This window comes from Micromonospora sp. NPDC049523, assembly GCF_040676775.1.
In the GTDB taxonomy this organism is placed as follows: domain Bacteria; phylum Actinomycetota; class Actinomycetes; order Mycobacteriales; family Micromonosporaceae; genus Micromonospora_G.
On record NZ_JBFAPP010000004.1, the window covers coordinates 417,349 to 436,707 of the forward strand.

Below are 19,359 nucleotides of genomic sequence, written 5' to 3' on the forward strand. Positions count from 1 at the left end.
GTGCGGCGGTCCCGGCCGGCTCGCGTCGACAGGTGGACTCTGCGCGAGAGGCTGCATGTGCTCGAATTGACCGGCAACGTCTCCAGCCAGCCGCCCGGGGATCCAGCCGCCCGGCCGCCCGGGGATCCGTCCGCGCTGCGGCGGATCCCGGACACCGCGCTGTCCGGTGAGAACTTCCCGGTTGCCCTGCGGATCCTGCCCGGCGCCATCCGCCGGCACCTGCTGGCGCTGTACGGGTACGCCCGCTACGTGGACGACCTCGGCGACGAGCCCGTACCGGCACAGGGCCGGGAACCCGCCCGTGACCCGATCAGCGAGCCCGCCCGCGACCCCGGCAGCCCGCCGCCGCAAGACCCGAACAGTCCGCCCGCCCGCGACCCCGGCAGTCCGCCCGCCCGCGACCCGATCAGCGTCCCGCCGCAGGACCCGAACAGCCCGCCCGCCCGCGACCCGGCAACCGGCTCCGTCGCCACCGGGCCGTACGACACACCGGTCGGGCCGTACGACACGCCGGCTGCCCGGTCGGCGGCACTGCATCGGTTCGAAGACGAACTCCTGGCCATGTACGCCGGTCAGCCGCCCACCCACCCGGTACTGGTGGCACTCGCCCCGACGGTGGCCGACCGGCGGCTGCCGATCGGACCGCTGCGCCGGCTCATCGCCGCCAACCAGCGCGACCAGGTCGTGCACCGCTACGACACGTACGACGAACTGGTCGACTACTGCCACCTGTCGGCCGACCCGGTCGGCGAACTGGTCCTGCACGTCTTCGGGGCACAGTCGCCCCGGCGGATCGCACTGTCCGATCGCATCTGCACCGCCCTACAGGTGATCGAGCACCTCCAGGACGTGGCGGAGGACTACGGCCGGGACCGGATCTACCTGCCCCGAGTGGACCTCGACCGGTACGGCGTAGCGCCGGACGACCTGGCCGCGCCGTACGCCGGCGACGGGCTGCGGGCGGTGATCCGGTTGCAGGCCGCACGCGCCACCGCCGCCCTGGACGAGGGCGCGCCGCTGGTCGGCGAATTGCACGGCTGGGCCCGGCTGGCGGTCGCCGGCTACCTGGCCGGTGGGCGGGCGGCACTTGCCGCGCTGGCCCGAGCCGACCACGACCCGCTGAGCCGGGTACCCCGTCCCACCCGGGCGGGCACCGCCGGGCAGTGGCTCAAGACGCTGATCGCGAGGCCCGGATGACCGCCCCCGGCCGCATCGCCGGCTCCCCACTGGACCTGGCCTACCGGGAGTGCGAGCGGATCACCCGGACCGAGGCCCGCAACTTCTCGTACGGCATCCGCCTGCTGCGGCCCGAGCGGCGCGGCGCGCTCTGCGCCGTCTACGCCGTCGCCCGGCGGATCGACGACATCGGCGACGGCGACCTGCCTCCGGCGGCCAAGGTGGCCCGACTGGACCAGGTACGGGCCGCGTTGCACCAGTTGCCGGAGGCCGGCGGCGATCCGGTGCTGCTCGCCCTCGCCGACGCGGGTGACCGGCTGCCGATCCCGCTGCCCGCGCTCGACGAGATCGTCGACGGCTGCCTGGCCGACGTGCAGGACACCGTGTACGACACCTTCGACGACCTGGTCGGCTACTGCCGGCAGGTAGCGGGCTCGGTCGGCCGGCTCTCGCTCGGTGTCTTCGACGTCCGCCCGACCGTGCCTCGCAGCGTCGCCAGCGAACTGGCCGACACGCTCGGCATCGCGCTGCAACTGACCAACATCCTCCGGGACATCGTCGAGGACCGCGGAAACGGCCGGGTCTACCTGCCGCGCGAGGACCTGGACCGGTTCGGCTGCACGCTGACACCCGGCGTCGACGGCGGTCTCGCCGACCCGCCGGACCGGCTCGCCGAACTCGTACGCTGGCAGGCGCAGCGGGCCGAACGCTACTACCGGACCGGGCTGCGGCTGCTGCCGCTGCTGGACCGGCGCAGCGCCGCCTGCGTCGCGGCGATGGCGGGCATCTACCACCGGCTGCTGGCCCGGATCGTCGCCGACCCGCTCGCGGTCACCCGGCGCCGGGTCTCCCTGCCCGGCTGGCAGAAGGCGTACGTGGCGGCACGGGCGATGACCCGGAGCAGCGCGTGAACGGCGAACAGGTCTGCGTCATCGGTGGCGGCCTGGCCGGCATCACCGCCGCACTGCGCCTGATCGACGCCGGGGCGCGGGTCACCCTGCTCGAAGCCCGGCCGGAGCTGGGCGGGGCCACCTACTCGTTCCGCCGGGGCGACCTCGTGGTCGACACCGGCCAGCACGTCTTCCTCCGCTGCTACCACGAATACCGGCAACTGCTCGACCGGCTCGGTACGGCCGGCGACGCGCACGTACAGGACGTGTTCGCGGTGCCGATCCTGCGGGTCGGCGTACCGCCGCACCTGCTCACCCGTACCCGGCGACTGCCGGCACCGGCGCACCTGCTGCCGGCCCTGGTCAACTACCGGCCGCTGCGGATGGGGCAGCGGATCGCCGCGATCCGGGGCGCCGCCGCGCTGCGTACCGTCGACCCGGACGACCCGGCCAACGACGACGTCAGCTTCGGCGACTGGCTGACCCGGCACGGCCAGGACGCGCCGACCGTACGCCGGTTGTGGGAGCTGATCTGCGTCGCGGCGCTGAACGCGCCGCCGCACCTGGCGTCGCTCGCGCTGGCCGCGCGGGTGTTCCGGACCGGGCTGCTCGACCGCGCCGACGCCGGTGACATCGGCCGACCCACGGTGCCGCTGTCCGAACTGCACGGTGAACCGGCCCGGGCGCTGCTGCGCCGGGTCGGCGGCACCGTCCGGACCGGGGTCAAGGTCCGCGAGATCGTCCCCGACCGGGGTGGGTTCCAGGTCAGTGCCGACGGGGTACGCCTCGACGCCGAAGCGGTGGTGCTGGCCGTCCCGCACCCGCAGGCGGCCCGGCTGGTACCGCCCCAGGCGGCCCCCGACCGGGAGCGCTGGGCCGGGTTGGGCGCCGCGCCGATCGTCAACGTGCACGTGCGCTACCAGGAACGGGTCACCGACCTGGAGTTCGCCGCCGCGTTGGACAACCCGGTGCAGTGGGTCTTCGACCGCACCCCGCCCGGTGCCCGTGGCCAGTACCTGGTCACCTCGATCTCGGCGGCGGAAACCGTGCTGCGGACACCGTCGGCGGAACTGGGGCGTAGCCAGCTAGCCGCGCTGGCGGACCTCTTCCCGGCGGCGCGACGGACCCCGGTACGGGACGTGTTCGTGACCCGCGAGCCCCGGGCGACCTTCCGGCAGGGACCCGGCACCCGCCGGGACCGGCCGGCAGCGGGTACCCGGCTGCCCGGGATGGTGCTGGCGGGGGCGTGGACCGACACCGGATGGCCGGACACGATGGAGGGCGCGGTACGCAGCGGCCGGCAGGCCGCCGACGTTGTGCTCGCCCATCTCGGGTCGAAGACGAGTACGACGGAGGCGCTGAGATGACCATGACCTTGCCTGGCTTCCTGGCCGAGGTGGACACGCTCGTGCAGCCCGAGATCCGGGCGGCGCTCGACCGGATCGACGAACGCACCCGGCTGACCGCCGGCTACCAGCTCGGCTACTGGGACGCCGAGGGGCAGCCGACCACCCGGGGCGGCGGCAAGGGGCTGCGACCGGCCCTGGTGCTGCTCTCCGCACGGGCCGCCGGCAAGACCGCCGAGGACGCGCTGCCCGGCGCGGTGGCGGTGGAGCTGGTGCACAACTTCTCCCTGCTGCACGACGACGTGATCGACGGGGACGCGGAGCGGCGACACCGGCCGACCGCCTGGGCCGCGTTCGGCATCGGCCCGGCGATCCTGGCCGGCGACGCGCTGCTCAGCCTCGCCGGGGACGTGCTGTCGGCGATGCCGGGACACGGCGGCACCTGGGGGCTGCGGTACCTGAACGCGGCGGTGCGCCGGCTCATCGCCGGCCAGGCCGCCGACGTGGCGTTCGAACACCGGGACACGGTGACCCTGGACGAGTGCCTGACCATGGCCAGGGACAAGACCGCGGCGCTGCTGTCCTGTTCCGCGACCATGGGCGCGGTCCTCTGCGGCGGCCCGCCCGCCCTCACCCTGGGCCTGGCCCTCTACGGCGACCGGCTCGGTCTCGCCTTCCAGCTCGTCGACGACCTGCTCGGCATCTGGGGCGAACCGGCGGTCACCGGCAAGCCGGTCCTGTCCGACCTGGTGGCACGGAAGAAGTCGGTGCCGGTCGTCCGCGCGCTCACCGCCGGCGGTACGGCCAGCGACCAGCTCCGCGAGCTGTACGCCACCCCGGGTGAACTGTCCAGCACCGACCTGACGCTGGCCGCCACCCTGATCGAGGAGACCGGCGCCCGGGACTGGACCGAGAAGGAAGCGGACCGGCTGCTCACCGAGGCGCTGGCCGAACTGGACCGGCTGACCGAACTCGGCGCGGCCGGCGGACCGGACGCGAACAAGGTCGCGGACGTCCACCGGGAACTGGTGGAGATCGCCCGGTTCATGACCGGTCGGGACCACTGATGGCCGGCGCCCGCTCCGAGTCCGGTGTCGACGGGGCCGTCGACGGTGCGGTGGAACTCGGCGTCGAGCAGGCCGTCGACCTGGCCGTGGCGGAAGCGGTCGACTCGGCCGTGGTCCCCGGCATCGGTGCGACCGCCGACGCCACGCCGGGCCTACCGGTGGACCTGGCCGGCGGTCACCGTACGCAGCGGCTGGCCGACGCGCTCGGCCGGGCCCGCGAACACCTGCTCGCCGGCCAGGAACCGGGCGGCTGGTGGCAGGGCGAACTGGCCACCAACGTGACGATGGAGGCCGAGGACCTGCTGATGCGGCAGTTCCTCGGCATCCGTACCGAGGAGGAGACCGAGGCCACCGCCCGGTGGATCCGTAGCCAGCAGCAACCCGAGGGAAGCTGGGCCAACTTCCACGGCGGTCCGGGCGACCTGTCCACCACCATCGAGGCGTACGCGGCGCTGCGGCTGGCCGGCGACCGGGCCGACGACCACCACCTGCGCCTGGCGCGCGAGTTCGTGCTCGCCCACGGCGGCATCGAACGCAGCCGGGTCTTCACCCGGATCTGGCTGGCCCTGTTCGGCGAATGGTCCTGGGAAAAGATCCCGGCGGTCCCACCGGAGGTGGTGCTGCTGCCGTCCTGGGTGCCGCTGAACGTCTACGACTTCGCCTGCTGGGCCCGGCAGACCATCGTGCCGCTGTCGATCGTCCGGGCCCTGCGCCCGGTACGTTCACTCGGCTTTGCCCTGGACGAACTGCGTACGGGTGTCCGTACGGCACCGGTCACCTCGCTGCGTACGCGTACCGGCTGGTTCCAGCGCCTCGACGGGGTGCTGCGCGGGTACGAGCGCCGCCCGGTCCGTGCCGTACGCCGAAACGCGCTGCGCCGGGCGGCGGAGTGGATCGTGGCCCGGCAGGAGGCCGACGGGTCCTGGGGCGGCATCCAGCCACCGTGGGTCTACTCGCTGATCGCGCTGCACCTGCTCGGTTACCCGCTCGACCACCCGGTGCTGCGCACGGGGTTGGCCGGGCTGGACCGGTTCACCGTGCGGGAGGCGTCCCCGGAGGGCGAGGTGCGCCGGCTGGAGGCGTGCCAGTCACCGGTCTGGGACACCGCGCTCGCGGTGACCGCGCTCGCCGACGCCGGGCTGCCCGGCGACCATCCGGCCCTGGTCCGGGCCAACCGTTGGCTGCTCGACGAGGAGATCCGGGTCGGCGGCGACTGGGCGGTACGCCGGCCGGACCTGCCGCCGAGCGGTTGGGCGTTCGAGTTCGACAACGACGGTTACCCGGACACCGACGACACCGCCGAGGTGCTGCTTGCGTTGCGGCGAAGCGACGGCGACCCGCGTACGGCGGAAGCCCTGGAACGGGGCGAGCAGTGGCTGCGCGGGATGCAGTGCCGTGACGGCGGCTGGGGTGCGTTCGACGCCGACAACACCCGTACGATCGCCCGCGAGCTGCCGTTCTGCGACTTCGGTGAGGTGATCGACCCGCCGACCGCCGACGTCACCGCGCACGTGGTGGAGGCGCTCTGCGCCCGTGGGCCGTCCGACACGGCAGCGGTCCGGCGCGGGGTCGCCTGGCTGCTGCGGGCCCAGGAACGCGACGGCTCCTGGTTCGGCCGCTGGGGCGCCAACCACGTGTACGGCACCGGCGCGGTGGTACCCGCACTGGTCGCGGCGGGCCTGCCGGTCGACGACCCGGTGATCGTACGCGCGGTCGGCTGGCTGCACCGGACACAGAACCCGGACGGCGGCTGGGGTGAGGACATGCGGTCGTACCGGGACCGGTCCTGGCGGGGTCGGGGTGACTCGACCGCGTCGCAGACCGCCTGGGCGCTGCTGGCCCTGCACGCGACCGGGGCCGGCGACAGCGAGCCGGCCCGGCGTGGCGTCGACTGGCTGATCGCGACGCAGCGTGCCGACGGTGGCTGGGACGAGCCGCAGTACACCGGCACCGGCTTCCCCGGTGACTTCTACATCAACTACCACCTGTACCGGCTGGTCTTCCCGATCAGCGCCCTCGGCCGCATCCTGGCCGCCCACAGCGGCGCGGGCGCTGCTGCCACCGGGGCGGTCACGCTGGCCAACGGGGCCGACGCCGCGGTCACCGCCGCCGCGGATCCCGTGCGGGGGCGCGGGTGAACGGCCTCGGCGAACGAACCGACCGGGCCGGCGACTGGGTGCTCTTCGCCCCGATGCGGATGGAGGCGCACGCGCTGCGCCGCGCCCTGCCGTCGGGTGTGCCGCTGCGGCGTACCGGTCGGGGGTTGCTCCGGGCCACCCGCGCCGCCGCCGGTTACGGCGAAACCTCGGCGCTCGCGGTCGCCGGCATCGCCGGTGGCCTCGACCCGGCGCTGCGGCCGGGTGACGTGGTCGTGGCCACCGAGGTACGCCGGGACAGCCGGACCGGGGAGGAGACGCTGCCCTGCCCGTCCGCGCCGATGATCGCCGCGGCGCTGCGCCGGCAGGGGCTCACCGTGCACCTGGGACCGGTGGTGAGCAGTGACCGGCTGGTCGACGGCGCCGACCGGGCGCGGCTGGCGGCCACCGGGGCGCTGGCCGTGGACACCGAGTCGTCGGCGCTGCTGGCGGGCCCACCGGGCCGGCCGACCGCCTGCGTACGGGTGATCGCCGACGTGGCGTCGGAGCCGCTGCTCCGGGCCGCGACCCTGGGCCGGATCGCCACTGCGCTGCGTACGTTGACCCTGGTCGGGCCGGTGTTGACCGAGTGGGCGGCGGCGACCTCCGTACGCGAGGTGGTGTTGGCCGCGCCCCGGTCGTTCTGCGCCGGGGTGGAACGGGCCATCGCCGTGGTCGAGCAGGCCCTGGACCGGCACGGCGCACCGGTGTACGTGCGCAAGCAGATCGTGCACAACACGCACGTCATCGACGACCTGAGCCGGCGCGGTGCGGTCTTCGTGGACGAGTTGACCGAGGTGCCGGACGGCGCGGTCACGGTCTTCTCCGCGCACGGTGTATCGACCGAGGTACGCGAGACCGCCGCCGCCCGTGGGCTGCCGGTGATCGACGCGACCTGTCCACTGGTGACGAAGGTGCACAGCGAGGCCCGCCGGTTCACCGGGCAGGGCCGTACGGTGCTGCTGATCGGCCACGCCGGACACGAGGAGACCGAGGGCACGCTCGGCGAGGTGCCCGGCGCGATCACCCTGGTGCAGAGCCCCCGGGAGGCGGAACGGGTCGAGGTCCCAGACCCCGGCCAGGTCTCCTACCTGGTGCAGACCACCCTGGCGGTGGACGAGGTCAGCGGGGTGCTGGACGTGCTGCGCCGCCGCTTCCCGGCGCTGACCGGGCCCTCCTCGGACGACATCTGCTACGCCACCACCAACCGCCAGGTCGCGCTCCGGGCGATCGCCGACGAGGCGGACCTGGTGCTGGTGGTCGGCTCGGCGAACTCGTCGAATTCGCTCCGGCTGGTCGAGGTGGCCAGCCGGGCCGGTACCCCCGCCCACCTGGTCGACGACGTCGGCTCGGTGGACCTGCGTTGGCTCGCCGGTGTCCGCACCGTCGGTGTCACCGCCGGGGCGTCAGCCCCGCCGCACCTGGTCGACCAGACCGTGGCGGCGCTCGTCGGGCTGGGCGCGCAGGCCGTCCGGGAACGCACGACCAGTACCGAAGATGTGCACTTCACCCTGCCGAAGGAGAAACGTCCGCGATGAGTATGCCGTTGCGTCAGAGCATCCGGGTCGGCCGCTACCTGGTCGGGCAGAAGCTGCGTCGTAAGCAGTACTTCCCGCTGTTGGTGGAGTTGGAGCCGCTGTTCGCCTGTAACCTCGCCTGCGCCGGTTGCGGGAAGATCCAGCATCCGGCCGACGTGTTGAAACGCCGGATGCCGGTGGAGCAGGCGGTCGGCGCGGTGATGGAGTCCGGTGCGCCGATGGTTTCGATCGCCGGTGGCGAGCCGCTCATGCACCCGCAGATCGAAGTGATCGTCAACGAGTTGGTCAAACGCCGCAAGTACGTCATCCTCTGCACCAACGCGGCGCTGCTGACCAAGAAGTTGGACAAGTTCCGGCCGTCGCGGTACTTCTCGTTCGCCGTGCACATCGACGGGCTGAAGGAACGGCACGACGCCTCGGTCTGCAAGGACGGCGTCTTCGACGAGGCGGTGGCGGCGATCAAGGAGGCCAAGCGACGTGGTTTCCGGGTCACCAGCAACACCACGTTCTTCTCCACCGACACCCCGCAGACGGTGATCGAGGTGCTCGACTACCTCAACGACGATCTCGCCGTCGACCAGATGATGCTCTCTCCGGCGTACGCCTACGACAAGGCGCCGGACCAGGAGCACTTCCTCGGGGTGCAGGAGACTCGGTCGATGTTCAGCAAGGCGTTCGGGGACGGCCGGCGGCGCAAGTGGCGGCTGAACCACTCGCCGCTGTTCCTGGACTTCCTGGAGGGGAAGGTCGACTTCCCGTGCACCGCGTGGGCGATCCCGTCGTACTCGCTGTTCGGGTGGCAGCGCCCGTGTTACCTGATGAACGACGGCTACACCAAGACGTACAAGGAGTTGATCGAGACTACCGACTGGGAGAGCTACGGCCGGGGCAAGGACTCCCGTTGCGCCAACTGCATGGCCCACTGCGGCTACGAGCCGACCGCCGTACTGGCCACCATGAACTCCCTCACCCAGTCCATCCGCGCGCTGCGGTCCACGAGCTGACGGGGCTCAGCCCCAGCGTCTGGAGAGGGTCCGGTAGGTGTGGGGCAGGGTGGAGCGGATGGCCACGGGCAGGCGTAGCCAGTTGGGCAGGTACGCCTCGGGCCGGCCGGCGAACATGGCGGTGAGCAGGGCGGCCGAGGCCCGTTCGGCCGGCACCGGCCGGGGCGACCGGCGGTCGTAGGGGCGACCTCGGCGTACGAAGAAGGCGGTGTCCACGACGGCCGGCACGAGTTCGGTGACCACGATCCCGTGTCCGGCCGTCTCGTGGCGCAGGCTGTCGGCGAAGACGCTCAGCCCGGCCTTGGTCCCCGAGTAGACGGCCTCCTCGCGTACGCCGAGCCGGCCGGCGATCGAGCCGACGAAACCGAGGTGTCCCCGTCCCCGCGCCAGCATGCCGGGCAGTACGGCCCGGGTGAGCAGGATCGGCGCGGTCAGGTTGAGTGCGACCATCCGCGCGATCTCCGGCTCGGTCATCCCGGTCAGCGGCCCGGCCCAGCCCTGCCCGGCGTTGTTGACCAGCACGTCGACCCGTCCCGCCTCGGTCAGCACCCGCTCGGCCAGGTCGGCCGCCCCGGCCGGTTCGGTGAGGTCGCCGATGATCGCCGTACCGCCGATCCGGTCGGCGAGTTCGGTGAGCCGGGTGGCGTCGCGGCCGGCGAGGAAGACCGTGGCGCCGGCGCCGGCGAGTTGCCGCGCCGCAGCCGCGCCGATGCCGGACGACCCACCGGTGACCAGCGCCGTAACGCCGTCGATGCGGAAAGCTCCCATCCCGGTAGTGTCGCCGCTCCGGGGCTCGAAGACCGGCAGACCGGACAAACTCGGCGCGTCGTATGGCCGATTGTCGATGCCTGCTCCCTAGGGGTATGCACCGCGTGTGGAGCGCGAACCCCTATTGCCGTTCCCGAACGGGGCTGATTAGCTACAGCGAGCTATGACGCAAAACCCTCGAACCATAAATAAATGGTGTGCCCGTGGTGAGTTCGTCACTGATCCGGAAGAACAGGATATGTGCTGCTCAAAGGCTTGCCGATGAACCGGCCGGGTGGACTACGACGCCGGGTCGCTCGCTGGTTGGACCCGTCCGTGGACGACAGGTTCACGCCCGACCCGGCCGCGACGTACGACGCCTCCACGCCCGTACCCGTTCCCGTGCCGCCCGGTCCGGACGCTGGCGCCGCGCGGGCCTGGCCGGCGCTGTGTGAACAGTTCGCGCTGCGGATCCTGTCCGCCGCGTACCAGACCGGCGGGCAGCTCGCGGCGGTCGAGGCGGAGGAGCAGGACCCGGGCCGGTTGGCCCAGTTCTACCGGATCGACCACGCCAACACCCGGATCCGGCGGCAGGCGGAGAACCTACTGGTGCTCGCCGGTCGTACGGTCGACGACGCAGGCCGTCAGATCACCTCGCTGCTGGACGTGGTACGCGCGGGAACCTCGGCGATCGAGCACTACCCCCGGGTACGCCTCGGCGTGATCGCCCATCTCGCCGTGGTCGACTTCGCGGCCGACGACGTGATCCGGGTGCTCACCGAGGTGCTCGACAACGCGACCCGGTTCTCCCCGCCGGCCGCGCCGGTGACCGTCTCGGCCCACCTGACCGAGGTGGGCAGCGTGCTGCTGCGGGTCGAGGACACCGGACTGGGTTTCGCCCCCGCGCAGCTCGTGGACGTCAACAACATGCTGGCCAGCGCCGTACCGGTGACCGTGGCCGAGGCCAGCGCCACCCGGCTCGGCCTGCTGGTGGTGCAGCGGCTCGCCGCCGCGCACCGGATCGGCGTACGGCTGACCGCCCGACCCGGCGGCGGTACGACCGCGACCGTGCTGCTCCCCGCCGGACTGCTCTGCGAGATCCCGTCCGCACCCGAGCCCCCGCCCCACACCCCACCACCCCGCCCACTCCCACCACCGTCTCCCGGCCAGCTCCCGCCCCCGCCGCTTTCCGGCCAGCTCCCGCCGCCTCCGCGCAACGGCAGCGAACTGTCCGGGGGGCGCAACTCCAGCGAGCTGTCCGGGGGGCGCAACGGTGGCAACCCGGCCGGTCCGCGCAACGGCAGTGACCCGTCGGCCCAGCGCAACGGTCATGGGCCGGCGGGTCAGCGCAACGGTGCCGGCGTGCCGGCGGCCGGTCCGGCCCGTACCAACCTGCCCCGGCGGGAACCGGCCAGCCTGCGCGGGGACGTGCCGCCGCCCCGCCCGATCGCACCGGGCGGGCCGGCGGTCGGCTCCGACCAGCTCGCCTGGCCGGACGAGACGATCGACTTCGCCGCCGGATTCCGCGACGGCCGAGAACCGCACCCCGGCAACCGTTCCGAAGGACACCGTGATGACCAGCCCGCGTAACGACCTCTCCCGCCCGCCGGCCGCAGTCCACTCCCCACAGGACTTCGCGTGGCTGATCGGCCGGTTCGCGGCCGAGACGTCTGGGGTGACGCACGCCCTGCTGGTCAGCCTGGACGGGCTGCAACTCGTCGCCTCGGAGGCGGTGCCCCGGGACCTCGGCGACCAACTCGCCGCGCTGACCTCAGGACTGCTGAGCATGGCCGACCGCAGCGCCGCCCTGCTCGACCTCGGGCTCTCCGAGTACCTCACCGTCCGCCTGCCCGGCGGGCACCTGCTGTTCATGCGGGTGGGCGATTCGGCCGGGCTCGCTGTCGCCGCCACCAGCGGCTGTGACCTGCGGGTGGTGGCGTACCAGATGACGAAGTTCGTCGGTGCGGTCGGTCACCTGCTCAGCCCGCAGATGCGCAGCGACCTGCAACGGCGTACCGCGAGCCAGGGCGCCGGCTGACCACCCCGTACCACCGCACGATCCCGACCGCGCACTCACGAGGGAGCTGACGCCACCGTGGCTACCGCACATTGGAAGGTGCGACCCTACGTGCTGACCGGCGGCCGTACCCGGACCCGGCAGCGTCTCTTCGTGCACACCCTTATCTCGGTGTCGTACTACGACCCGCGGTTCGCCGCCGGGCTGCCGCCGGAGACCAGGTCCCTCTACGACCGGGCCCGGCGGACCACCTCGGTCGCCGAACTCTCCGCGTACTCCGGGATGCCGCTGGGGGTGACCCGTGTGGTCATCGACGACCTCGCCACCACCAACCGGTTGCAGGTCCACCCGGAGACCTACTCGTCCCCGTTCGACTCCCGGCTTCTGGAAAGACTCCGCGATGGCCTCCTACAGCTCGCCTGAGCGTCCCGTGCCGACCTCCGCGAAGATCGTCATCGCGGGTGGATTCGGGGTGGGCAAGACCACCCTGGTCGGGTCGATCTCCGAGATCCCGCCGGTCAACACCGAGGCGTGGATGACCGCGGCGAGCGAGCCGGTCGACCGGCTCGACCCGGGCATCGACAAGACCACGACCACGGTGGCGATGGACTTCGGCCGCCGGACCGTCGCCGAGGACCTGGTCCTCTACCTCTTCGGTACGCCCGGCCAGGCGCGGTTCTGGCCGATGTGGGACGACCTGTGCCGGGGCGCGGTCGGTGCCATGGTGCTGGTCGACACCCGTCGGCTGGACGTGTCGTTCGCGGCGGTCAACTACTTCGAACAGGACAGCAGCCTGCCGTTCGTGGTCTGCGTCAACCTCTTCGACGGCCGGCTCACCCACCAGTTGGCCGACGTACGCCGGGCGCTCGCGCTCGGCCCGGACGTACCGGTGATCACCTGCGACGCCCGGGACACCGGCTCGGTCGCCCGTGCCCTGCTCGCCGTCGTGGACCACACCATCCGGCGTACCGGCGGCACCCCGACCGGACGGTTCGCCGCCCCCGCGCCTGCCCGCGCGTCCGCCCACCGATAGCCCTACCACCCCTCGGGAGAAACGATGCGGAAAATCCTGATCGTCGGCGCCGGACAGTCCGGCCTGCAACTCGGTCTCAGCCTGCTCGCCGAGGGCTACCAGGTGACCGTGATGTCGGCGCGCACCCCGGAGGAGATCCGCGAGGGTTGGGTGACGAGCACCCAGGCGATGTTCCACCAGGCCCTGCAGACCGAGCGCGCGTACGGGCTGAACCTCTGGGAGGACAGGGCACCCCGGATCGCCGGCCTGCACGTCTCGCTCTCCGCACCTCCCGGCACCCGGGCGCTGAGCATCGTCGCCCCGCTCGACGAGCCGGGGCAGAGCACCGACCAGCGACTGAAGATGGCGGCCTGGCTGGAGCTGTTCGAGGAGCGTGGCGGGATCGTGCACTACCAGGGGGTCACCACCGCCGACCTGGACGGGCTCACCCGGATCGGCCGGTACGACCTGACCGTGGTCGCCGCCGGCAAGGGTGAACTCGTCGGCGTCTTCGACCGGGACACCGCCCGTTCGACGTACGCGGCCCCGCAGCGCGGGCTGGCGGTGTCGTACGTGCACGGGCTGGCGCCCGATCCCCGGTACCCGGCGCCGAGCGTCGGCTTCAACGCCGTACCCGGGTTGGGGGAACTGTTCGTGATTCCCGCTCTGACCCGCAGCGGACCCTGCGACATCCTGTTCTGGGAGGCGGTGCCGGACGGCCCGCTGGACCTGTGGCAGGAGCGCCTCGACCCGGCCGAGCAGCTCAAGCTGACCATCGAGCTGGCCCGTCGCTACACCCCCTGGGTGTACGACCGCTGTGCCGAGGTCGAACTCACCGACGCCCGCGCCACCCTCTCCGGCCGGTACACCCCGACCGTCCGGCACCCGGTCGCCGAGCTGCCCTCCGGTGGGCTGGTGCTGGGTATGGCCGACGTGGTCATCTCCAACGACCCGATCACCGGCCAGGGCAGCAACACCGCGGCGAAGTGCGCGGCGGCGTACCTGGAGGCGATCGTCCGGCACGGCGACCAGCCGTTCGACCGGGCCTGGATGGAACGTACCTTCGCCGGCTTCTGGGACCGGACCGGTGCGCCGGTGACCGACTGGACCAACGCGATGCTGACGCCGCTGCCCGAGCACGTACAGCAGATCCTCGGCACCGCGGCGACCAACCCGACGGTGGCCCGCCGGTTCGCCAACGGCTTCTCCGACCCGGCCGACTTCGCCGACTGGCTGATGGACCCGGCCAAGACCGCCACCTACCTCGCCTCGGTCGCCTGACCGCGACGGAAGGGCTCCTCCTTTTTTATCGTCTTCTGTAGAGGAAGGAGCCCTTCCTGACACTCCGGGGACAGCCGGGGGCAGGTCGGCGCGGTTAGCGTGGGGCATGGAGACGATGCCGCTCACCCCGCCGTTCGGCCCGGAACTCGTCGTCACCGCCGACGAGCGTCGGGTACTGGAAGAATTCCTCGACTTCTATCGCCGGATCATCGTGACCAAGCTGCACGAGGTGCCGGACGCGGACGCCAAACGCCGCCTCGTACCGTCCGAGACCACGCTCGCCGGGGTGCTCCGGCACATGTCGGTGGTGGAACGGAACTGGTTCCAGCACCACCTGGCCGGCCAGCCGACCCCGGCCGGTGACTCCGACGGTGGCTGGTCGGTCGAGCACACCACCATGGCGGAACTGCTGGAGGACTACAGCCGGGAGTGCGCCCGGTCCCGCGCGACCGCCGCCGGCTACGACCTCGACGACACCGGCACCCACGACCAGCTCGGTCAGGTGTCGCTGCGCTGGATCTACGTCCACATGATCGACGAGACCGCCCGCCATGCCGGTCACATCGACATCCTGCGCGAGCTCACCGACGGGTCCACCGGGGCGTGGTGACGCAGCGGTAAGGCGTCCGGCCGGTCCGTCAGATGCGACACATCCGCCGTCGGAGGCAACCACCGGGGACCACCGCGGTCTATAACTGAGCAGGTGGACGGGGACGCGCGACTCTCGGCGGAAGAATTCCTGCGGACGCGGGGCACGGAGGAGATCGCCCACCCGGGCGGGACACTCTACGACCACCTGTGCCGCGTCGCGGACCGGCTCGTCGCCTGGGGTGCGTCGCCCGACGTACAACTGGCCGGGCTCTGCCACGCCAGCTACGGCACCGACGGATTCGACAACGCGCTGCTGGCACCGTCCGACCGGGCCACCCTGGCGGAGGTGATCGGCCAGGACGCCGAGGCCCTGGTCTACCGGTACGGAGCCGCTGATCGCCGCGCGGTCTATCCCCGCCTCGGCGAACCCGGCCCGGTGCCGTTCACCGACCGGTTCACCGGTCACGTGGACCAGCCGACCGAGGCGGAACTGCGCGCCTTCGTGGAGATCACCGTCGCGAACGAACTCGACGTACTGACTCACAACCCGGCCCTGGCCACCGAGCACGGCGGCGCGCTGTGGCGGCTGTTCGACCGGGTCCGGTCCCGGATGTCGCCCGCCGCCTGGCAGTCCTGCCAGCACCTGTTCGACGACAACGGGGACTGGGTCGGGGAGCGGCCCGCCGCGGCGGTCCAGATCGACGTACTCGACCATCTGGTGCTGACGGTGGCCGACCTCGACCGTACGGTCGACTTCTACCGGCGGGCCCTGGGCATGCGTCCGGTGAGCTTCGGTGCCGGCCGGCGTGCCCTGGCCTTCGGCACCAGCAAAATCAACCTGCACCAGCTCGGTGCGGAGCTGACCCCGCGCGCCGCGCACGCCACGCCCGGCAGCGCCGACCTCTGCTTCGTCGCCGCCACCCCGCTGGCGGACGTGCTCGCCCACCTGGCCCGCGAAGGGGTGCCGGTGGAACTGGGACCGGTGTCGCGCACCGGGGCGATGGGGGAGATGAGCAGCATCTACCTGCGTGACCCGGACGGCAACCTGATCGAGGTCAGCAACTATCCGTAGCCGGCGGACCAGCCTGGAAGACGACCGGTCCCGGAAGGGGAAACCGATGGCTCGGATGGAGTACGCCGCCGCGCAGGCCGACGCGTTCGCGAAAACCCGGCACCTGGACTCCGACGCGGTGGCGCACTGGCGGCCCGCCGTCGCCCGGCACCTGCGGCCCCGGCCCGGAATGCGGCTGCTGGACCTGGGCGCCGGCACCGGCACCTGGGCCCGTACGTTCGCCGGGTGGTACGGGCTGGACGTGATCGCGGTGGAGCCGTCGGCCGAGATGCGGGCCCGTTGTGTGCACCCCGATCCGCTGGCCGGGGACGCCGCCTCCGTACCACTGGGCGACGCGTACGTCGACGGCGGCTGGATGTCGACGGTCATCCACCACGTACCGGACCTGACCGCCGCCGCGGTGGAGTTGCGTCGGGTGCTTCGCCCCGGTGCGCCGCTGCTGATCCGTTCGGCCTTCGCCGGGCGGCACGAGCAGATCAGCCTGTTCCGTTACTTCACCGAGGCGGTCCGGATCCTGGACAGCTATCCGAGCGTGGCGGGCGTCTGCTCGGCCTTCGGCGCGGCCGGTTTCGAGTTCGTCGCGCTCGAACAGGTGCCGCAGGTGAGCGCCGCGTCGCTGGCCTCGGCCGTGACCGAGCTACGCCGGGCGGCGCACACGCCGCTGCAACTGATCACCGACGCGGAGTACGAGACCGGTCTCGACCGGCTGCGGGCGGCGGCCCGTGCGGCCGGACCGGCCGACGCACCCGTGGTCGACCGGCTCGACCTGCTGGTGCTGCGCCGCCCCGGGAAGCCCTGAGCGGTGTCACCGCCCGGCGGTGGCCATCGGCCGGGCGGCCGTCGTGGGCGCCGCCGTGGCCGGGGTCGGGTCGGCCAGCAGCCGGCGGGCGACCGCCAGGGCCCCGACCGCAACGAGTACGGCGAAGCCGAGCAGTGCCACCCGCGCACTGACCTGCTGCAACGCGATCCCGATTCCGATCACCGGTACGGACAGGGCAAGGTAGCCGGCGAGGAAGAGCCCGGCCAGCGCCTCCGCCCGGCTCTCCGGGCTGGCGATCGCGACCACGGTGCCGAGGGTGCCCTTGAACATCGCCCCGGCCCCGGCTCCGGTCAGCACCCCGCCGACCAGGAAGACGGCCAGGCTGGGTGTCGGCAGCCAGGCGGCGAGCACGAGCAGCCCGATGCCGGTCAGCAGGCCGACCATCCCGGTGGCCAGGCTGCGCCGGATCGACCAGCTCGGGGTGGTCAGCTGGACCACCACACCGGCGGCGAAGACCAGGAAGATCGCCGTACCGGCGAGTGCGCGGGAGGGGTGGTGCAGGGTGCCGGCGAGGAACGTGCCGGAGAGTCCGGCGAGCAGCCCGAGTCCGCTGAAGGCGATGAACGCGCCGGCCAGCGCGGCGTAGAACCGGCTCCGGTCGGCGGCCGGCACCGAGATCCGCTGCGTACGGTAACGGGGGCGGGGGTTCGGCAGCTCCCGGCTGTCCGGCGAGAGCAGTACGCCGACCAGCGCCAGCGCCAGCACGATCAGCAGCACCGCGTACGGCAGCCGCAGCGGCTGGGGGGCGTACTGGGCGAGCAGGCCGGCGAGCAGTGAACCGAGGCCGAGGCCGCCGAGGTTGGCGGTGGAGGCGACCAGTTGCGCCCGCCGGGGCGAGGCCTCCGGCCGGTGTGCCCGGTGCAGTTCCGCCAGCCAGGCCGTTGCGGTGGCGGTCACCACGCCGACCGAGAGGCCGCTGAGCACCCGGGCGACGAAGAGGCCGGGCAGTTCGGGCCAGAACAGGAAGACACTGGCGCTGAGCGCGCTGACCGCGACCGCGGGGGCCAGCATCCGGCGACGTCCGTGCCAGTCGGAGATGTGTCCGACGGTGAAGACGGTGATCACGATCCCGGCGGCGTAGGCCGCGTAGATCAGGGTGACGGTGAACGTGGAGAAGTTGTCCTGTTGCTGGTAGAGCGGGTACAGCGGGGACGGCAGGGTGCCGAGCGCCATCACCGCCAGGAAGGCGAGCGCGACTGCCCAGAAGCCTCGGCCGTGCGCCCGCGCCGATGGCCGGGTGCTCGGTCGGGCGAATAGGTTCAAGCTGATGGTGGACATGTTCGGATGCACCTGTCTGGAGCCGTTCCTGGTCAGCTCCGATGGTGATCCGAAAAGCCATCGCCAGCCACGAAGAAAACTTCTATCCATCATCTTGATCCGTGATAAACACGGGGGATGGAACTCCGCCACCTCGCCACCTTCACCGCTGTGGCCGAGGAGGGCAGCTTCACCAGGGCCGCCGAGCGGCTCCGGGTGGTCCAGTCCGCCGTCTCCGCCGCGGTACGCAACCTGGAGCGGGAACTCGGCGTACCGCTGTTCGAACGGACCACCCACCGGGTCCAGTTGACCGACGCCGGCCGGCTGCTGCTGCCGGAGGCCCGGCGTACCCTCGCCGCCGCGGCCGGCGCCCGCGAGGTGGTCGACCAGCTCCGAGGCGGCCTGCGCGGGACCGTACGGCTCGGGATGATGCAGGCCCAGCGAGCCTCGACGGTCAGCGTGGCCCGACTCCTCGCCGCGTTCCGCGCCGAACATCCCGGCGTCGACGTCGAACTACGGGTCGGGGCCAGCGCCGCACACGCCGCCGACCTGCGCAGCGGTCGACTCGACCTGGCGTACCTGGCACTGCCCGCCGGTTCGGCCGCCGGGCTGACCCTGGTCCCGCTGGAGGCCGAGACCATGCCGCTGGTCTGCCCGCCCGAACATCCGCTCGCCGACCGTACCGACGTCGAACTCGTCGAACTGGCCGACGAGACGTTCGTCGACACCCCGCCCGACTGGGGGAACCGGATCGCCACCGACCGGGCGTTCGCCGCCGCCGAGGTACGCCGGACCGTCCGCTACGAGGTGGGTGACCTGGGCAGTGTCCTCGACTTCGTGCAGTACCGGTTGGCCGTGGCGATCATGCCGGCGGCCCGCATCAGCACCGACTCCGACCTGCGCCTGGTTCCCATCCGGCAGCACGCACCGGTCTTCCGTACGTCGATCGCGGCCCCGACCGACCGCCGACTCGGCGCACCCGCCCGCGCCCTGCTCGCCACCGCCCAACGCCAACGCACCCCCGAGACCCCACCCACCCCATAACCGGACACCGGCCTCTTTCAGTGAATGAGGGGTTATTCGTTCGCGGATAGCCCCTCTTTCTCTACATCAGGGTTTCCGGGTGGGTTGGGTGTCGGGTGTGCGAGGTTTTTGGGCTTGATCAACTCTCGTCGGGGGCTCGTTGGCGGAATGTTGGCGGGCCGGGGGTGGTTATACATCGCGTACGACCGGAGCAGCGCCGGGGTTGTGTTCTCGCCTCGTGCCGGCTGTGGCCTCGTACTTCTTCCCGAGTGCAGCGCCGCTTCCCCCCGTGTGTGCGCGTGCTTGGTACCCCCGATTGGAAGGTGAACCATCGTGAAGACGACTTTCACCGCTGTTACCAAGACTTCGTTTGTTCGTAAGAC

The 19,359-nt window shown here is 72.2% G+C and carries 18 protein-coding genes and 1 pseudogene; 17 read left to right on the forward strand and 2 right to left on the reverse strand.

Annotation, left to right across the window (positions count from 1 at the left end):
* Positions 1–57 precede the first annotated feature (57 nt).
* The 8 genes and pseudogenes from AB0J90_RS08670 to hpnH all read left to right on the forward strand — a co-directional run bounded on the left by AB0J90_RS08670 (position 58) and on the right by hpnH (position 9,156).
* Positions 58–1,197 (forward strand): squalene/phytoene synthase family protein, encoded by a 1,140-nt coding sequence (locus AB0J90_RS08670; protein ID WP_363593607.1) that lies wholly within the window; start codon positions 58–60, stop codon positions 1,195–1,197.
* Positions 1,194–2,087, forward strand: a complete 894-nt coding sequence (hpnD, locus tag AB0J90_RS08675) for a presqualene diphosphate synthase HpnD (RefSeq protein ID WP_363593609.1) — start codon at positions 1,194–1,196, stop codon at positions 2,085–2,087. The genes AB0J90_RS08670 and hpnD overlap by 4 nt, the downstream gene beginning before the upstream one ends.
* A complete protein-coding gene (gene hpnE / locus AB0J90_RS08680) occupies positions 2,084–3,433 on the forward strand; it encodes a hydroxysqualene dehydroxylase HpnE (RefSeq protein WP_363593611.1) in 1,350 nt (449 codons plus the stop codon). The genes hpnD and hpnE overlap by 4 nt, the downstream gene beginning before the upstream one ends.
* Entirely contained in the window at positions 3,430–4,479 is a 1,050-nt protein-coding gene (locus AB0J90_RS08685; protein WP_363593613.1) for a polyprenyl synthetase family protein, read from the forward strand. The genes hpnE and AB0J90_RS08685 overlap by 4 nt, the downstream gene beginning before the upstream one ends.
* On the forward strand, positions 4,479–6,617 hold the full coding sequence (gene shc / locus AB0J90_RS08690) for a squalene--hopene cyclase (protein WP_363593615.1): 2,139 nt from the start codon (positions 4,479–4,481) through the stop codon (positions 6,615–6,617). The genes AB0J90_RS08685 and shc overlap by 1 nt, the downstream gene beginning before the upstream one ends.
* A gap of 59 nt (positions 6,618–6,676) precedes the next feature.
* Positions 6,677–7,111: pseudogene (locus tag AB0J90_RS08695) on the forward strand (4-hydroxy-3-methylbut-2-enyl diphosphate reductase); the annotation flags it as partial.
* A gap of 84 nt (positions 7,112–7,195) precedes the next feature.
* Positions 7,196–8,152: a 4-hydroxy-3-methylbut-2-enyl diphosphate reductase gene (gene ispH, locus AB0J90_RS08700; protein ID WP_363593697.1), complete on the forward strand. Its 957-nt coding sequence runs from the start codon at positions 7,196–7,198 to the stop codon at positions 8,150–8,152.
* Positions 8,149–9,156, forward strand: a complete 1,008-nt coding sequence (gene hpnH, locus AB0J90_RS08705) for an adenosyl-hopene transferase HpnH (RefSeq protein WP_363593617.1) — start codon at positions 8,149–8,151, stop codon at positions 9,154–9,156. The genes ispH and hpnH overlap by 4 nt, the downstream gene beginning before the upstream one ends.
* Positions 9,157–9,162: 6 nt before the next feature.
* On the opposite strand, the gene AB0J90_RS08710 is transcribed toward hpnH, so the two are convergent.
* The gene (locus AB0J90_RS08710) at positions 9,163–9,924 is read right to left on the reverse strand and encodes an SDR family NAD(P)-dependent oxidoreductase (protein WP_363593619.1); all 762 of its coding nucleotides are present in this window, start codon (positions 9,922–9,924) and stop codon (positions 9,163–9,165) included.
* A 315-nt stretch (positions 9,925–10,239) separates the two neighbouring features.
* Here AB0J90_RS08710 and AB0J90_RS08715 point away from each other — a divergent pair, with 315 nt between their 5' ends.
* The 8 genes from AB0J90_RS08715 (at position 10,240) to AB0J90_RS08750 (ending at position 16,675) form a co-directional block, all read left to right on the forward strand.
* On the forward strand, positions 10,240–11,493 hold the full coding sequence (locus AB0J90_RS08715; RefSeq protein WP_363593621.1) for an ATP-binding protein: 1,254 nt from the start codon (positions 10,240–10,242) through the stop codon (positions 11,491–11,493).
* On the forward strand, positions 11,477–11,941 hold the full coding sequence (locus AB0J90_RS08720; RefSeq protein WP_363593623.1) for a roadblock/LC7 domain-containing protein: 465 nt from the start codon (positions 11,477–11,479) through the stop codon (positions 11,939–11,941). Before AB0J90_RS08715 ends, AB0J90_RS08720 begins: the two co-directional genes overlap by 17 nt.
* A gap of 57 nt (positions 11,942–11,998) precedes the next feature.
* Complete coding sequence (locus AB0J90_RS08725) at positions 11,999–12,343, forward strand: DUF742 domain-containing protein (protein ID WP_363593625.1); 345 nt, start codon at positions 11,999–12,001, stop codon at positions 12,341–12,343.
* Complete coding sequence (locus AB0J90_RS08730; RefSeq protein ID WP_363593627.1) at positions 12,321–12,953, forward strand: ATP/GTP-binding protein; 633 nt, start codon at positions 12,321–12,323, stop codon at positions 12,951–12,953. Before AB0J90_RS08725 ends, AB0J90_RS08730 begins: the two co-directional genes overlap by 23 nt.
* 24 nt (positions 12,954–12,977) lie before the next feature.
* Entirely contained in the window at positions 12,978–14,213 is a 1,236-nt protein-coding gene (locus AB0J90_RS08735; RefSeq protein WP_363593629.1) for a styrene monooxygenase/indole monooxygenase family protein, read from the forward strand.
* A 106-nt stretch (positions 14,214–14,319) separates the two neighbouring features.
* Entirely contained in the window at positions 14,320–14,823 is a 504-nt protein-coding gene (locus AB0J90_RS08740; RefSeq protein WP_363593631.1) for a DinB family protein, read from the forward strand.
* Positions 14,824–14,916: 93 nt separating this feature from the next.
* On the forward strand, positions 14,917–15,876 hold the full coding sequence (locus tag AB0J90_RS08745; protein ID WP_363593633.1) for a VOC family protein: 960 nt from the start codon (positions 14,917–14,919) through the stop codon (positions 15,874–15,876).
* Positions 15,877–15,922: 46 nt separating this feature from the next.
* Positions 15,923–16,675 (forward strand): methyltransferase domain-containing protein, encoded by a 753-nt coding sequence (locus tag AB0J90_RS08750; RefSeq protein WP_363593635.1) that lies wholly within the window; start codon positions 15,923–15,925, stop codon positions 16,673–16,675.
* A gap of 6 nt (positions 16,676–16,681) precedes the next feature.
* Here AB0J90_RS08750 and AB0J90_RS08755 read toward each other — a convergent pair whose 3' ends face one another.
* The gene (locus AB0J90_RS08755) at positions 16,682–17,974 is read right to left on the reverse strand and encodes an MFS transporter (RefSeq protein WP_363593637.1); all 1,293 of its coding nucleotides are present in this window, start codon (positions 17,972–17,974) and stop codon (positions 16,682–16,684) included.
* A gap of 117 nt (positions 17,975–18,091) precedes the next feature.
* Between AB0J90_RS08755 and AB0J90_RS08760 the strand changes: the two genes are divergently transcribed.
* Entirely contained in the window at positions 18,092–18,997 is a 906-nt protein-coding gene (locus tag AB0J90_RS08760) for a LysR family transcriptional regulator (protein WP_363593639.1), read from the forward strand.
* Positions 18,998–19,359 lie beyond the last annotated feature (362 nt).

Bases quoted from the DNA above. Each gene is read 5' to 3' on its own strand.
- hpnD (WP_363593609.1), top strand. From the start codon at position 1,194: ATGACCGCCCCCGGCCGCATCGCCGGCTCCCCACTGGACCTGGCCTAC.
- AB0J90_RS08685 (WP_363593613.1), top strand. From the start codon at position 3,430: ATGACCATGACCTTGCCTGGCTTCCTGGCCGAGGTGGACACGCTCGTG.
- shc (WP_363593615.1), top strand. From the start codon at position 4,479: ATGGCCGGCGCCCGCTCCGAGTCCGGTGTCGACGGGGCCGTCGACGGT.
- hpnH (WP_363593617.1), top strand. From the start codon at position 8,149: ATGAGTATGCCGTTGCGTCAGAGCATCCGGGTCGGCCGCTACCTGGTC.
- AB0J90_RS08710 (WP_363593619.1), bottom strand. From the start codon at position 9,924: ATGGGAGCTTTCCGCATCGACGGCGTTACGGCGCTGGTCACCGGTGGG.
- AB0J90_RS08720 (WP_363593623.1), top strand. From the start codon at position 11,477: ATGACCAGCCCGCGTAACGACCTCTCCCGCCCGCCGGCCGCAGTCCAC.
- AB0J90_RS08730 (WP_363593627.1), top strand. From the start codon at position 12,321: ATGGCCTCCTACAGCTCGCCTGAGCGTCCCGTGCCGACCTCCGCGAAG.
- AB0J90_RS08735 (WP_363593629.1), top strand. From the start codon at position 12,978: ATGCGGAAAATCCTGATCGTCGGCGCCGGACAGTCCGGCCTGCAACTC.
- AB0J90_RS08740 (WP_363593631.1), top strand. From the start codon at position 14,320: ATGGAGACGATGCCGCTCACCCCGCCGTTCGGCCCGGAACTCGTCGTC.
- AB0J90_RS08750 (WP_363593635.1), top strand. From the start codon at position 15,923: ATGGCTCGGATGGAGTACGCCGCCGCGCAGGCCGACGCGTTCGCGAAA.
- AB0J90_RS08755 (WP_363593637.1), bottom strand. From the start codon at position 17,974: ATGTCCACCATCAGCTTGAACCTATTCGCCCGACCGAGCACCCGGCCA.
- AB0J90_RS08760 (WP_363593639.1), top strand. From the start codon at position 18,092: ATGGAACTCCGCCACCTCGCCACCTTCACCGCTGTGGCCGAGGAGGGC.